At 71.2% G+C, this 13,294-nt stretch carries 15 protein-coding genes; 4 read left to right on the plus strand and 11 right to left on the minus strand.

What is annotated here, in order from left to right:
- Nucleotides 1-16 precede the first annotated feature (16 nt).
- The 4 genes from AB6V31_RS14160 to AB6V31_RS14175 all read right to left on the minus strand — a co-directional run bounded on the left by AB6V31_RS14160 (nucleotide 17) and on the right by AB6V31_RS14175 (nucleotide 3,846).
- Nucleotides 17-1,390 (minus strand): FAD-dependent oxidoreductase, encoded by a 1,374-nt coding sequence (locus AB6V31_RS14160; protein ID WP_056223943.1) that lies wholly within the window; start codon nucleotides 1,388-1,390, stop codon nucleotides 17-19.
- Between the two features lie 40 nt (nucleotides 1,391-1,430).
- Nucleotides 1,431-2,492 (minus strand): polyprenyl synthetase family protein, encoded by a 1,062-nt coding sequence (locus AB6V31_RS14165; protein ID WP_056223945.1) that lies wholly within the window; start codon nucleotides 2,490-2,492, stop codon nucleotides 1,431-1,433.
- Between the two features lie 61 nt (nucleotides 2,493-2,553).
- A complete protein-coding gene (locus AB6V31_RS14170; RefSeq protein ID WP_369366394.1) occupies nucleotides 2,554-3,273 on the minus strand; it encodes a demethylmenaquinone methyltransferase in 720 nt (239 codons plus the stop codon).
- 9 nt (nucleotides 3,274-3,282) lie between these two features.
- Nucleotides 3,283-3,846 carry a DUF402 domain-containing protein gene (locus AB6V31_RS14175; RefSeq protein ID WP_369366397.1) on the minus strand — a complete coding sequence of 188 codons (564 nt, stop codon included), beginning with the start codon at nucleotides 3,844-3,846 and terminating at the stop codon, nucleotides 3,283-3,285.
- Nucleotides 3,847-4,014: 168 nt separating this feature from the next.
- Between AB6V31_RS14175 and AB6V31_RS14180 the strand changes: the two genes are divergently transcribed.
- Nucleotides 4,015-5,229: an isochorismate synthase MenF gene (locus tag AB6V31_RS14180; protein ID WP_056224213.1), complete on the plus strand. Its 1,215-nt coding sequence runs from the start codon at nucleotides 4,015-4,017 to the stop codon at nucleotides 5,227-5,229.
- 1 nt (nucleotide 5,230) lies between these two features.
- Here the strand turns inward: AB6V31_RS14180 and AB6V31_RS14185 are convergent, their stop codons facing one another.
- From AB6V31_RS14185 to AB6V31_RS14195, 3 genes are all read right to left on the minus strand, one after another.
- Nucleotides 5,231-6,088, minus strand: a complete 858-nt coding sequence (locus AB6V31_RS14185; protein ID WP_369366399.1) for a polyphosphate kinase 2 family protein — start codon at nucleotides 6,086-6,088, stop codon at nucleotides 5,231-5,233.
- An 81-nt stretch (nucleotides 6,089-6,169) separates the two neighbouring features.
- Complete coding sequence (gene menD, locus AB6V31_RS14190) at nucleotides 6,170-7,942, minus strand: 2-succinyl-5-enolpyruvyl-6-hydroxy-3-cyclohexene-1-carboxylic-acid synthase (protein ID WP_369366401.1); 1,773 nt, start codon at nucleotides 7,940-7,942, stop codon at nucleotides 6,170-6,172.
- 3 nt (nucleotides 7,943-7,945) lie between these two features.
- Entirely contained in the window at nucleotides 7,946-8,362 is a 417-nt protein-coding gene (locus AB6V31_RS14195; protein WP_056223954.1) for a PLDc N-terminal domain-containing protein, read from the minus strand.
- A 109-nt stretch (nucleotides 8,363-8,471) separates the two neighbouring features.
- Between AB6V31_RS14195 and AB6V31_RS14200 the strand changes: the two genes are divergently transcribed.
- On the plus strand, nucleotides 8,472-8,798 hold the full coding sequence (locus AB6V31_RS14200; protein WP_056223956.1) for a DUF4229 domain-containing protein: 327 nt from the start codon (nucleotides 8,472-8,474) through the stop codon (nucleotides 8,796-8,798).
- Between the two features lie 24 nt (nucleotides 8,799-8,822).
- Here the strand turns inward: AB6V31_RS14200 and AB6V31_RS14205 are convergent, their stop codons facing one another.
- From AB6V31_RS14205 to AB6V31_RS14215, 3 genes are read right to left on the minus strand one after another with little or no spacing between them, the layout of a single operon-like run.
- Nucleotides 8,823-9,794, minus strand: coding sequence for a 1,4-dihydroxy-2-naphthoate polyprenyltransferase (locus AB6V31_RS14205; protein ID WP_369366404.1), 972 nt, complete (start codon nucleotides 9,792-9,794; stop codon nucleotides 8,823-8,825).
- 11 nt (nucleotides 9,795-9,805) lie between these two features.
- Entirely contained in the window at nucleotides 9,806-10,966 is a 1,161-nt protein-coding gene (locus AB6V31_RS14210) for an AMP-binding protein (RefSeq protein ID WP_369366406.1), read from the minus strand.
- Nucleotides 10,967-10,982: 16 nt separating this feature from the next.
- A complete protein-coding gene (locus tag AB6V31_RS14215; protein WP_369366408.1) occupies nucleotides 10,983-11,885 on the minus strand; it encodes a 1,4-dihydroxy-2-naphthoyl-CoA synthase in 903 nt (300 codons plus the stop codon).
- A gap of 104 nt (nucleotides 11,886-11,989) precedes the next feature.
- Here AB6V31_RS14215 and AB6V31_RS14220 point away from each other — a divergent pair, with 104 nt between their 5' ends.
- On the plus strand, nucleotides 11,990-12,169 hold the full coding sequence (locus tag AB6V31_RS14220; protein ID WP_074695406.1) for a hypothetical protein: 180 nt from the start codon (nucleotides 11,990-11,992) through the stop codon (nucleotides 12,167-12,169).
- A 40-nt stretch (nucleotides 12,170-12,209) separates the two neighbouring features.
- On the opposite strand, the gene AB6V31_RS14225 is transcribed toward AB6V31_RS14220, so the two are convergent.
- Nucleotides 12,210-13,007 (minus strand): LLM class F420-dependent oxidoreductase, encoded by a 798-nt coding sequence (locus AB6V31_RS14225; protein WP_369366411.1) that lies wholly within the window; start codon nucleotides 13,005-13,007, stop codon nucleotides 12,210-12,212.
- A 94-nt stretch (nucleotides 13,008-13,101) separates the two neighbouring features.
- On the opposite strand from AB6V31_RS14225, the gene AB6V31_RS14230 reads away from it, so the two are divergent.
- The gene (locus tag AB6V31_RS14230; protein ID WP_056223970.1) at nucleotides 13,102-13,281 is read left to right on the plus strand and encodes a hypothetical protein; all 180 of its coding nucleotides are present in this window, start codon (nucleotides 13,102-13,104) and stop codon (nucleotides 13,279-13,281) included.
- The last annotated feature ends 13 nt before the right edge of the window (nucleotides 13,282-13,294 follow it).

The raw sequence follows: 13,294 nt of genomic DNA on the forward strand, positions 1-13,294 counted from the left end.
TCTTCAGCGGGGAGGGCTACTCGCCGCGCGAGATCTTGATCATCTCGTCGCGGGGCACGACCTTGATGCGCGCGCGCTCGTGCGGAGCGCCGAGCGCGACCTCGTGCTCGTCGAGGCGGTGCCAGCCGTCGAGGTCGGTCCAGCGCACGCCACGCTCCTCGAGCAGAGCCGGGATGGCCTCTTCCTCGGGGTGCTCGGGCCGCCACCACTCCGCCTGGTCATTGATGACGTGGCGCACCGTCTCCATGGCATCCGACTTGGTGTGTCCGATGAGGCCGACGGGACCGCGCTTGATCCAGCCGGTGGCGTAGACGCCGGGCAGTCGGGAGTTCGAGTCGGCCGAGAGCACCTGACCCTCGTGGTTGGGGATGACGCCGTGCTGCTCGTCGAAGGGGACGTCCTTCAGGGGCGAGCCGAAGTAGCCGACCGCGCGGTACAGCGCCTGGATGGGGACCTCGCGGATCTCGCCGGTGCCGACGACTCCGCCCTCGGCGTCGGGCTTCGTGCGCTCGTAGCGGAAGGCGGCCACCCGGCCCTCGTCGTCGGTGACGACCTCGACGGGCTTCGCCCAGAAGTGGAGGTGCAGGCGGCGCGACGCCTCGCCCCCGGCGTTGTTCACGCCCGGGCGGGTGCGCCACTGCTGCAGCACGCGGTCGATGACCTTGACCTGCTTGTTGGTCTCGATGGCGGTCTTCGAGGCCTCGTCGTAGTCGAAGTCCTCGTCGTAGACGACCATGTCGACGTCGCGCAGCTCGCCGAGCTCGCGGAGCTCCAGCGGGGTGAACTTCACCTGGGCGGGACCTCGACGACCGAAGACGTGGACGTCGGTGACCGGAGAGGCCTTGAGCCCCTGGTACACGTTGTCGGGCACCTCGGTGGGCAGCAGGTCGTCGGCGTGCTTGGCCAGCATGCGGGTCACGTCGAGGGCGACGTTGCCGTTGCCGATCACGGCGACCGACTCGGCCTCGAGCGGCCACTCGCGCGGCACGTCGGGGTGGCCGTCGAACCAGCTGACGAAGTCGGCGGCGCCGTAGGAGCCCTTCGCGTCGATTCCGGGGATGTCGAGGTCGGCGTCGCGGATCGCGCCGGTCGAGAAGATGACGGCGTTGTAGTGCTTCTTCAGGTCGTCGAGGGTGATGTCCTCGCCGAAGCGCACGTTGCCGAAGATGCGGATGTCGCCGCGGTCGAGCACTTCGCGCAGCGCCGTGACGACGCCCTTGATGCGCGGGTGGTCGGGGGCGACGCCGTAGCGGACCAGGCCGTAGGGCGCCGGGAGCTGCTCGAACAGGTCGATGGAGACGTCGAACTGACGCTCGGACTTCAGCAGGATGTCGGCGGCGTAGATGCCGGCGGGGCCGGCTCCGACGATGGCGAGGCGCAGCTTCGTCATGGGTTCCTCTCGATCGCGATCGGGGGGGGTGGGGAAAGGGTCAGGCCGAGCGGTCGGCCACGGCGCGGGCGAAGCGCGTCAACGCTTCGCGCACGGCGCCGTCGGGCAGCGGCGCGAGGGCGTCGATCGCCTCTTGCGACCACTGGTGCGCGAGGCGCAGGGTCTCGTGCGTGGTGTCGTGCTCGCGCAGTTCGGCGAGCGGTCCGTCGAGCACCGACGAGTCGGCGCCGGCGGCGATGCGCTGCTGACCTTCGTCGATGCGGGCGCGGAGATCGGCGGATGCCGCGTCGGAGCGGTGCCCGAGCAGCAGGTACGGCATGGTCGGAACACCGGCGCGCAGGTCGGTTCCGGGGACCTTGCCGGTCTCGGAGGGATCCGGCGACAGGTCGATCACGTCGTCGAGCAACTGGAAGGCGACTCCGGCCTTCTCTCCGAACACGACCATGGGCTGCTCGAACTCCTCGGGTGCACCCGAGTAGATGACACCCGACTGCGCGGCCGCGGCGATGAGCGAACCGGTCTTGTCTGCGAGCACCTTGAGGTAGAAGTCGACGGGCTCGTCGCCCTCCTGCGGGCCCACGGTCTCGTGCATCTGCCCGAGCACGAGGCGCTCGAAGGTGTCGGCCTGCAGCTGGATCGCGCGCTCACCGCGGCGGGCCATGAGCTGGCTCGCGCGGGCGAAGAGCAGGTCGCCGGTGAGGATGGCGATGTTGTTGCCCCACACCGTCTGCGCGCTCGGGACGCCGCGGCGCTTGTCGGCGCCGTCCATGACGTCGTCGTGGTACAGCGAGCCGAGATGGGTCAGCTCGAGCGCCGTGGCGACCTCGACGACCTCTTTCGTGGTGCCCTGACCGAGCTGCGCGGTCAGGATGGCGAGCATCGGTCGCACACGCTTGCCGCCGGCCTCGTAGAGGTAGCGGGCGGTGACGTCGGCGAGCTTGTCGGCGCTGCGCACCTCGCCCTCGAGCTCGGTCTCGACGCGGGCGAGGCCCGCCTCGACGGTGGAGAGGAGGGTGCGCGAACGCAGGCCTGCGAAGATGCGGTCACTCAGGCCCAGCTTGCCCGACAGGCGGGTGCCGGCCGCGGGCGGTCTCGGGGTCACGGTTTCAGCCTATCCTGGCGCGCTGAGGGCCCGCCGACGGTATCTCGACGGTTGACAGGGGTTAAGAAGCGGGACGGATGCCGCGGTGCAGCGCGACGATGCCGAAGGTGAGGTTGCGGTAGGCCACGTCATCCCATCCGGCATCCCTCATCCATCCGGCGAGAGTGGGCTGGTCGGGCCAGTCGCGGATCGACTCGTTGAGGTAGTCGTAGGCCTCGGCGTTCGAGCTGACGGCCTTCGCGACGATCGGGAGGACCCGGTCGTTGTAGAAGCGGTAGAGACCGTTGAACGCGCGGGACGGCGGGTGCGAGAACTCGCACACCACGATGCGCCCGCCGGGGCGGGTCACGCGGCGGAGTTCGCGGAGGGCCCGACGCGGGTCGATGACGTTGCGCAGACCGAACGACATCGTCACGGCGTCGAACTCGCCGTCGGCGAAAGGCAGGTCGGTGGCGTCGGCCTGTACGAACTCGAGGTTCGGCACATCGCCGTGACGGCGGCGTCCCTCCTCGATCATGCCGCGCGAGAAGTCGGCGGCGACCACGTGGGCCCCGCTCGACACGAACGCCATCGACGAGGTGCCGGTGCCGGCGGCCAGGTCGAGGATGCGCTCCCCGCGCTGCGGAGCGACCGCGCGCAGCGTCGCGACGCGCCAGAAGCGGTCGTTGCCGAGACTGAGCACGGAGTTCGTGCGGTCGTAGGCCGCGGCGACCTGGTCGAACATTCCGCTGACGCGCTTCGGGTCTTTGCCGAGATCGGCGCGGTTGGGGTCGCTGCTCACCCGTCGAGTCTAGGCGCGTGCCGCGGGGCGGTCGTCGGGGGTTGCCATCGACGCGAGGCGTTCGAGCCAGGGGCCGGTCACCTCGTCCGAGAACGGCGCCTCCCGCGCGAGCACCCGCCGCTCGAGGTCGAGGGCCGTGGCCTCGAGGTGCTCGACGATCTCGGCCGGGTAGCCGTACTGCACGCGGTGCTCGTCCCACTCGTCGCGATCGTCGACCCAGGTGCCGCGCTCGTCGGTGCGCCGCACGACGTCGAGGTCCATGTCGATGCCGCGTGGCACGCCGTCATCGTGCCAGCGGACGTCCCACGCCAGGTCGATGTACACCGCGACCGGGTGCGGATGGGCGTTGTGGGTGAACGCCCAGTCCCCCGTCGCCGGCACGAGCGTCACGTTCGGCTGCCGGCAGACGAACTCGGCGCCCGGTCTCGCGCTGCGCCACCCCACCTGCTGGCCGAACCACTCGCCCCACTCGTCGGATCCGAGGTAGACGCTGTCCTGCACCCAGTGCGGGGAGCCGTCCCATTTGCGCCACTCGAACATCAGCCGGGTGCCGGGGGCGGGTCGAGGATCCATGTTCGGAGTCTAAAACGTGCTCGGCCACCCCCGTCTCGCTCGACGCCGAAGCATCCCGGTCACCCGTCCCGCCGCGCTGCCGCCCGCGGGTCTACGCTGAAAGACGTGCTCGAACCCGCGGAAGACGTCGTGCCCCGCCTGCGCGTGGTCACGCGCGAGCTGCCCCCGATGGACGATGTCCTCGCCTACACGACCCCGTACGACCCCCTGTTCTGGAGCCGCCGCGGAGAGTCGCTCGCGGCCTTCGGCGACCTGCTGACGCTGCGGTACGCCGGAGAGCAGCCGGGCGACGCCACCATCTCGGAGCGGTGGCGCGCGATCGCCGCCGCCGCCGAGATCGACGACCCCGTGCAGCTGCCGGGCACGGGCCTCGTGGCATTCGGGTCGTTCGTGTTCGATCCGCACTCGGAGCGCGAGAACGTCCTGCGCGTGCCCGGCATGATCGTCGGTCGCCACAGCGGCCGTGCGTGGGTCACCCGCCTCGCCTTCGACGACACCCCCGACGGGCCCGAACCCGAGCTCCCACCCCGCTCCCCCTTCGGTCCGCACTGGTCCGCGACGCTCGGCCCCGGTCGGCAGACGGCGGAGAAGTATCAGGATGCCGTCCGCCAGGCCATCGAGGCCATCGGCCGCCGCGAGGTGGGCAAGGTCGTCCTCGCCCGCGACATCACGGGCACCGTCCCCGCCGGGTCCGACCTGCGGCGCCTCGTCCGGTCCCTGCTCGAGGGGTACCCCGACTGCTGGGTCTTCGCGGTCGACGGACTCATCGGCGCGAGCCCCGAGACCCTCGTCACCGTCTCCGGCGGAACGGTGACCGCTCGCGTCCTCGCCGGTACCGTCGCGCGCGGCGGTGACGCCGACGCCGATGTCGCGGCATCCATCGGTCTCACCCGGAGCACGAAGGACCAGGACGAACACCGGTTCGCCGTGCAGAGCGTGCTCAAGGCCCTCGGGCCCCACACCTCGGCGCTCGCCGCCGCGGATGAGCCCTTCACCCTGAAGCTGCCGAACGTCTGGCACCTGGCCACCGACGTCGAGGGCGAGCTGAGCGAGGACGCGTCCTCACTCGACCTGATCTCGGTGCTGCATCCGACGGCCGCGGTCGCGGGGACCCCCACCGCCGCGGCGATGGACGTCATCCGTCGCCTCGAACCCTTCGACCGCGGCCGGTACGCCGGCGCGGTCGGGTGGACGGCCGCCTCGGGCGACGGCGAGTGGGCCATCGCCCTGCGGTGCGCGCAGATCGACCGCGCCGCCCCCTCGTCGCCGACCGCGCCGATCACCGCCTACGCCGGCGCGGGCATCGTCGCCGACAGCGTGCCGGAGTCCGAGCTGCTCGAGACGCGCGTGAAGTTCCGCCCGATCGTCGAGGCGCTGGCCTGACTCAGGAGTTCGCGAGCCGGCCCTTCTCGACCTCGACGTCGTAGTCGGCCGCGGGCCACCGCGGATCGATGTCTTCGAGGGCGTCGATGAGCAGCTGCTGCACGGCGAGGCGCGCGTACCACTTGCGGTCGGCCGGGACGACGTGCCACGGCGCGACGGGCGTCGAGGTGCGCTCGATCGCGACCTGGTACGCGTCCATGTAGGCGTCCCAGAGCTCGCGCTCGTCCACGTCGGAGGGGTTGTACTTCCAGTGCTTGTCGGGTCGTTCGAGCCGCTCGGCGAGGCGTTCGCGCTGCTCGTCCTTCGAGATGTGCAGCATGACCTTCACCACGCGGATGCCCATCTCGGCGGCCTGCGCCTCGAACGAGACGATCGCGCCGTAGCGGCGCTCGATCTCATCGTGCGGCGCGAGCTCGCGCACCCGACCGATGAGGACGTCCTCATAGTGCGAGCGATCGAAGACGCCGAGGCGCCCCGCGTCGGGCAGTCGCTTCTCGATGCGCCAGAGGAAGTCGTGCTCGAGCTCCTCGGCGGTGGGCTTCTTGAACGAGGCCAGTTCGACGCCCTGGGGGTCGACGGCACCCACGACATGCCGGACGATCCCGCCCTTGCCCGCGGTGTCCATCGCCTGCAGCACGAGCAGCACCGAGCCCGTGGCCGTGCCCGCGACGCTCTGCGCGAAGAGGCGTTCCTGCAGCCCCTCCAACGGCGCTCGGCCCGCGTCGAGGTCGGCGCGACCGTCGGCCTTGTCGCCGTCGTAGCCGGGCGTGGATCGCGGATCGATGTCGGCGAGGCGGAATCCGGGCTCCACGCGCAGGGCGTCGGCGGCGGGCGTGGACCATCTGCTGCTCGTGCTCATCCCGACATCGTGCCGTGGCATCCGGAATCTCCGCCACCCGTTGACGACGATGCCGAGCCTCGGGAAGCGGATGCCGCTCGGTCAGCGCGGAAGGGGCACTTCGATCAGCTGCCGACCGCCGGTGGGAGCGGTGAGCACCTGGTCGAGGGCGACACGCGTGGTGCACCGGTGGTACTCCCACCCGAACGCGAGAGCGAGCTGCTCGAGCCGGGCCGTCTGCGGGGTGTACTGCACGCGCGACATCGCGTCGTCACCGGCGACCGTGGCGACCTCGAGACCGTCGAAAATCGTGCCCCCACCGTCGTTTCCGACCACGACCTGCAAGCGGGGCTCGATCTCGCCGGGGGGAAGGAGCAACGCACCCATGTCGTGCAGGAACGCGAGATCGCCGAGGAGCAGACGCGTCACGCCGGGGCGTTCGTCGACCTGGCTGGCGAGTGCGACACCCGTGGCCGTGGCGATGGTTCCGTCGATGCCCGCAAGGCCGCGGTTCGAGTGCACGGCGACCTTCTTGCCGCCCAGAAGTTCGTCGGCGACGCGCACGATGCGCGAGGACCCGAAGACGAGCCGATCGTGGGGCCAGCTCGCGCGCCACAGCGCGTCGACGAGGGCGGCGCGATCCAGGGGTGCACGCATGACCTCGACCTCGGCGTTGATCGCGCCGAGCCGTTCGTGCGGCACGGCGGAGGCGAGTCCGTCTGCGTCGGGGGCCGGGGGCGAGAGGTCGACGGCGGCGGCGCGCGAGGCGCGCATCCAGTCTCCGAGCCACGCGCGGTCAGCGGCTCCCGAGCCGACTCGCACCGCGTCGACCGCCAGCGTCGAGCCGTTCAGGTTCACGGGCTCGCCCGGCCCGCGCACGGCGAGGACTTCAACGTCGTCGCGCATGAGCAGGCGCGTGACCTCGCGGCTGAGCGTCGGACGGCCGAACACGACGACGCGCTCGACGCGGCCGCCGAGCTCGGGGTCGCTCAGCAGGGCGCGGTAGCCGTGCACGATCTGGCGCCCGAAGCGCGCGCCGCTGACGATCTCCGCCACGAGGGGGAAGCCGCCGTCGTGGGCGAACTGCTCCGCCGCGTCCCCGGCGTCCGCGCCCGCGACGACCACCGTCCGCGGACCGGGGTCGACCACGTGCGCCGCCTCGGCGACAGGTGCCACATCGGCCTCGCCGATGCCCCCGCCGCCCTGGTAGAGCGCCCCGGAGCCGTCGCTGTTCTCTTCGGCGGGAACGGCACCGGATGCCGCCCGCTCCGCGAGCCACGCCGGCGCGGCGCCGGCGAGCGGCTCCCGGAACGGCACGTTCAGGTGCACGGGCCCTGCCGCGCGGGCCCCCTCGCCAAGGGCGGCCGCGAGCGCTGCGGCGGCCACCGCATCGAGCTCCGCGGTCTGCTCGCCGGTGGCGCCGTCGTCGGTCGCCTCCGGAACCGCGAGGTCGGCTTCGAGCCGGACGGCGGAACGGAACAGTCCCGGCTGTCGGGTGGTCTGGTTGGCGCCCACCCCGCGTAGCTCCGGGGGGCGATCGGCGGTGAGCAGCAGAAGGGGAACACCCGCGTGATGCGCCTCGAGGGCGGCCGGCACCAGGTTCGCGACGGCGGTGCCCGACGTGCAGACGACGGCCGCCGGCATCCCGGTCTCGCGTCCGATCCCGAGGGCCGTGAAGCCCGCGACGCGCTCGTCTATGCGCACGTGCAGATGAATGAGCCCCGCCCGTTCGAGCTCGGCGGCGACGAGGGCCAGCGCCTGGGAGCGTGATCCCGGGCTGACGACGATGTGCCGCACGCCGCGAGAGACGAGCCCGGCCAGCAGGGCCGCGGCCGCGTCGGTGGCGGGCGCGGCGGTACGCGCGGTGTCGACCACGGGTCAGCCGACGGCGCCGCGCTGGTCGCGGGTGTCGTCGTCGCCCTTGCCGGGGGTGTCGCCCGGATCGGTCGTCTTCTGAGGAAGCTGGGGATCTTCGGCCTCGGAGTCGAGCTGCGCCAGCTCTTCTTCGAGGCGACGGATCCGCTCGTCCTGGTCGGCGCGCGCCGAGGCGGTCATGCGGCCGAGGAACTCAGGGTCGTCGTCGGGAGCCCGTCGAACGACCGTCTGCGTGGCGCGCCCGCGGCCGATGGCGAACCACAGGATGCCGCCGAGCACGGGCAGAAGGATCACGATCGCCATCCACGCGGGCTTGTTGACGCCGCGGTGACGAGAGGGGCTCTGCACGGCGCAGTCCACGATCGTGTAGACCCAGAAGACGGTCGCCACGAGCGCCAGGATGAGAAGCAACCGTGCCATGACCTGATTCTACGTGCGTCGGCTGGACAGCGGCCCGGAGTGGGCGCACGGTCTTCCGCCGTCGAACGACCCGGATCGGGGCCGTGGGTGCCCGCCGTAGACTGGGGGCATGCGTGCACGTTCGGCCCTCGTCTACACGGTGCTGCGTCTGCTCGCCTTCCTCGTGCCCCTCGGCATCCTGCTGCTGTTCCCGGTTTTCCAGGAGCTGCCGTGGCTCGCAGCGATCTTCGCCGCACTCATCGGGCTGAGCCTGTCGACGCTGTTCCTGCGCCGCCCGCTCGCCAAGGTCACCGGCGGTCTCGCCGAGCGTCGTGCGCAGCGCGCGACGACCGGTCGCCGGACGGGCGCCGAGACCGACGCCGACGCCGAGGATGCGGTGGTGGATGCCACGCGCACCGACGGTCCGGACGCGACGCCCGAGGCTCCGCGCGCCTGAGCCCGGGCGCCGATCGTGCGCGGGTCAGACCGCGAACGCCGCGAAGAGGACCGCGCCGTACGCCACCGAGGTGAAGCTCGTCACCTGGAGCGCGGTGATCAGCTCGCGCGGGGCGCGGTAGGTCCACACGATGAGGATCGCGGCGAGCCCGCCGAGCAGCGGGATCCCCTCGAGCCAGGCCAGCGGGTAGACCAGGGCGAGGAACGCGGCGATCGCGAAGGGTGCGAGCACGAAGACCGTGAACAGCACCTGGGTCGCGCGACGGCCGATGAGAACCGAGAGGGTGCGCTTTCCCGCGAGACGGTCCTGGTCGATGTCGCGCAGGTTGTTCGCCAGCAGCACCGCGCAGGCGAGGAGCCCCGCGGCGACCGCCCCGAACCACGCCTCTTGCGGCAGAGACAGCACCTGCAGCCAGGTCGTGCCGAGGGTGGCGACCAGGCCGAAGAACACGAAGACGAAGATCTCGCCCATCGCGTTGTAGCCGTAGGGACGCTTGCCGCCGGTGTAGAACCAGGCCGCGACGATGCACACGGCGCCGACGAGGAGAAGCCACCACTGCCCCGTGCGGATCACCAGGGCGAGCCCGATCACCGCGGCGAGAGCGAAGAACGACAGCGCGACGATCAGCACGGTCCGCGGCTTCGCCTTCTTGCCGCCGGTGAGGCGCCACGGGCCGACACGCACGTCATCGGTGCCGCGGATGCCGTCGGAGTAGTCGTTGGCGTAGTTGACGCCGATCTGCAGCGCGAAGGCGACGGCGAGACACGCGAGGGCGATCACCCCGTGCAACTGGTCGTCGACGAGGGTCGCAGCCCCCGTACCGATGAGCACGGGGGTGATGGCGAGCGGCAGCGTGCGCAGGCGCGCGGCGGCGATCCAGTCCCGCGCGGTGGCGGGCGTGACCGCCTGCGGCGCACCGCTCTTCGCCTTCTGCGGGTTGCCGCCCGGATGACGCTTCTTGGCGGTGTTCGGACGCTTGCGAGACTGTGCTGCCACGAGGGGTCAGTCTAATCCCGCGGGTCCGGCGAGCCCTCGCCGACGAGTCGACGCAGCGTCGCCCGATCGGGTTTGCCCGAGCGCAGGGTGGGCACCTCGGCGATCGCGATCACGCGGGCCGGTCGTGCCGGGGCCCCGACCGCCGCACCGACGACCTCGCGCACCGCGGCGAGCACCTCGCGCTCTCGGGACGGATCGATTCCGGGCACCACCACGGCGGACCCCTGGCCCCAGTCCGTGTCCGGGATCGGCACGACGACGGCGGATTCCAAGCCCGGGATGCCGCGCACGGCCGCTTCGACCCGGTCGAGCGAGACGTTCACCCCTCCCGAGACGATGACGTTGTCGAGGCGACCGGTGACGTTGAGCACGCCGCAGACGATCTCTCCCCCGTCACCCGTGCGGTACCACCGAGTGCCGGCCGCATCGGAGGGGAAGACGGATGCCGTGCGCTCGGGGTCGCCGAGGTAGCCCTCGGCGAGTGTCGGTCCCGACAGGCGCACCTCGCCGTCGACGATCGCGACGCCCACGCCGTCGAGCGGGACGCCGTCGTAGACGCACCCGCCGCTGGTCTCGCTCGAGCCGTAGGTGCGCACGATCCGTGCTCCCGCCGCCTCCGCTCGCTCTCGCACCGCCGGCGCCAGAGCTTGCCCTCCGATCAGGATGGCCTCGAACGAACGCAGGGCCTGCGCCACGGTGGCGTCGTGCTCGGCGGCATCCAGAAGTCTCTGCAGCTGCGCGGGGACGAGCGAGGTGTAGCTCGGGACGCGGGCACCGCCGACGTGCGACGCCATACCGAGGGCCGCCGCGGCGAACGGCTCGGCGCGGAACGGACCCGCGACGACGGCGGGCTCTCGATCGGCCAGCAGTGCCCGCACGATCACCTGCACCCCGGCGACGTAGGTGGCGGGGACCGCGAGCAGCCACGCGCCCTCGCCGATGCGCGCCGCCGTGGCGTACGCACTCGCGATGAGGGCGTTGCGGCTGATCACGACCGACTTGGGCACACCCGTCGACCCCGAGGTCGTGACCACCGCCGCCGTCCCCGGGGGGACCTCACCGGCGAGGTCCGAGCCGCCGAGTGCCACGGCGGGACCAGCGCCGAGGACGGCCGCCCGCAGAGCGCGCAGCACGTCGCGCGGATCGTCGGATGCCGCCGGCTCGAGCCTCACGAGGGGACTCCGGCGGTCAGTAGTGCCACGGGACGTCGGACCAGTCGGGGTCGCGCTTCTCGAGGAACGAGTCGCGCCCCTCGGCCGCTTCGTCGGTGCCGTAGGCGAGGCGCGTCGCCTCGCCGGCGAACAACTGCTGGCCGACGAGACCGTCGTCGACGGCGTTGAAGGCGTACTTGAGCATGCGGATCGCGGTCGGCGATTTCGTCAGGATCGTGCGCGCCATCGAGAGGGCCTCGCGCTCGAGCTCGGCGTGCGGCACGACGCGGTTGACCGCGCCCATCTCGTACGCGCGCTCGGCGGAGTACTCCTCGGCGAGGAAGAAGATCTCGCGCGCGAACTTCTGGCCGATCTGGCGCGCGAAGTACGCGGAACCGTACCCGGCGTCGAACGAGCCCACGTCGGCATCCGTCTGCTTGAAACGACCGTGTTCGGCGCTCGCGATGGAGAGATCGCACACGACGTTGAGCGAGTGCCCGCCACCCGCCGCCCACCCCGGGACGACCGCGATGACGACCTTCGGCATGAACCGGATGAGCCGCTGCACCTCGAGGATGTGCAGGCGACCCGCGCGACCGGGGTCGTGCACGGTCGTCTCGTCTTCGGAGTACTTGTAGCCGTCGCGGCCGCGGATGCGCTGGTCACCACCGGAGCAGAACGCCCAGCCGCCGTCCTTGGGGCTCGGGCCGTTGCCGGTGAGCAGGACGACGCCGATGCGATGATCCTGGCGCGCGATGTCGAGGGCGCTGTACAGCTCGTCGACCGTGTGCGGGCGGAACGCGTTTCGCACCTCGGGACGATCGAAGGCGATACGCGCGACCCGACCGTCGTGCGTGACGTGGGCGGTGATGTCGGTGTAGTCCTCGGCGCCGGGCGCCAGGGTCCATTCCGCGGGGTCGAAGAGCTCGGAGACGGTCACCCGTTCAGCCTACGCGCGGGGGTCGCCGCGAGAGCAGGCATGAAGGCGGTGGACGACCGCCGCCATGCCCCGTAGCCTGGACGACCCCGACGATCGGAGTCAGCATGACGAAGAAAGTGTCGATCCTGGGCCGCATCCGCGAGTACTTTCTCGGGGCGCCCGCACACGACCAGTCCGAGGACGCGCGGCGGTCGATGAACCACCAGAGCGAGACCGCGTTCCACAACGGCGAGGCCGCGAAGACCTGGACGGGCACGTCCGGCGGCGCGCAGTTCAAGCCGTGACAGCGGGCGGCGCCCCGAGATCCTCGGGGCGCCGCACCGTTCACGCGTTCTTGCTGTCGCGCCACCGCAGCCAGCGCTCGACGAGCGAGTAGTCCCACTCGGGACCTGAGAAGCCGAGCGTGAAAAGGCGGGTTCCGGCGTCGAACAGGGCGTCGGCCACGTCTTCGTCTCGGTCCTTGAGCTCGTTCGAGACGACGAGGCCCGACAGGTCGCGCTGCTCTGCCTCGGCCCACTTCTCGATCACACCAAACTTGTGCGGCAGTTCGTCGGGGGTGACGAAGCTGTGCCAGATGTCGGCGTGACGAGCGACGATGCGCAGGGTCTTCTGCTCCCCCTTACCGCCGATCATGACGGGGATCTTGCGGGTGGGCGCCGGGTTGAGCTTGCCCCAGCGCGCGACGACCCGGTCAAGATCGGTCGCCAGAGCGTTGAGCCGCGAACCGGCGGTGCCGAAGTCGTAGCCGTACTCGTCGTAATCGCGCTGGAACCATCCCGATCCCGTGCCGAAGATGAAGCGACCCGCGTCGCCGCCCTTCTTGCTGATGTGGTCGACGGTGCGGGCCATGTCCGCCTGCAGGTCGGGATTGCGGTAGCTGTTGCAGTTGACGAGGGCGCCGAACTCGACGCGCTCGGTCTGCTCGGCCCAGGCGGAGAGCATGGTCCACGACTCGAAGTGCTCACCCTCGGGGTCACCGTAGAGGGGATAGAAGTGGTCCCAGTTGAACAGGACGTCGACGCCCATCTCTTCGAGACGGAGGACGGCGTCGCGGATGTCGGAGTACTGCACGTGCTGCGGCTGGATCTGCACGCCGAGCCGGACGGGGGTATCGAAGAGCATGGCGTCAGCCTATGCCCGCCCTCCGACACCCGGGCGGGTGGATTCTCCGCTCGGTGCCGCGTAGCGTGGGAAGGCCCCGACGATCGGAGTCAGCATGACGAAGAAGATGTCGAAGCTCGCGCGACTGCGCGATTACCTGTTCGGCCCGCGACGCACCCACGAGCAGTCCGAGGCGGCGAAGGAGTCGCTCGAGTCCACCCCCGACCTCTCCTCCTACACCGTCGAACGTCAGACGTTCTGGCTCGGCGGGTTCGGCGGCGGCGGGCCGCGCTGAGCGGCAGGATGAG

The organism is Microbacterium sp. 16-032 (assembly GCF_041079455.1).
Taxonomy (GTDB): domain Bacteria; phylum Actinomycetota; class Actinomycetes; order Actinomycetales; family Microbacteriaceae; genus Microbacterium; species Microbacterium testaceum_A.

Excerpts from the sequence above, each read along its gene's own strand:
- AB6V31_RS14185 (WP_369366399.1), bottom strand. The coding sequence starts at position 6,088 with ATGAGCACGAGCAGCAGATGGTCCACGCCCGCCGCCGACGCCCTGCGC.
- AB6V31_RS14225 (WP_369366411.1), bottom strand. The coding sequence starts at position 13,007 with ATGCTCTTCGATACCCCCGTCCGGCTCGGCGTGCAGATCCAGCCGCAG.
- AB6V31_RS14220 (WP_074695406.1), top strand. The coding sequence starts at position 11,990 with ATGACGAAGAAAGTGTCGATCCTGGGCCGCATCCGCGAGTACTTTCTC.
- AB6V31_RS14195 (WP_056223954.1), bottom strand. The coding sequence starts at position 8,362 with ATGGCACGGTTGCTTCTCATCCTGGCGCTCGTGGCGACCGTCTTCTGG.
- AB6V31_RS14230 (WP_056223970.1), top strand. The coding sequence starts at position 13,102 with ATGACGAAGAAGATGTCGAAGCTCGCGCGACTGCGCGATTACCTGTTC.
- AB6V31_RS14160 (WP_056223943.1), bottom strand. The coding sequence starts at position 1,390 with ATGACGAAGCTGCGCCTCGCCATCGTCGGAGCCGGCCCCGCCGGCATC.
- AB6V31_RS14200 (WP_056223956.1), top strand. The coding sequence starts at position 8,472 with ATGCGTGCACGTTCGGCCCTCGTCTACACGGTGCTGCGTCTGCTCGCC.
- AB6V31_RS14175 (WP_369366397.1), bottom strand. The coding sequence starts at position 3,846 with ATGGATCCTCGACCCGCCCCCGGCACCCGGCTGATGTTCGAGTGGCGC.
- AB6V31_RS14180 (WP_056224213.1), top strand. The coding sequence starts at position 4,015 with ATGGACGATGTCCTCGCCTACACGACCCCGTACGACCCCCTGTTCTGG.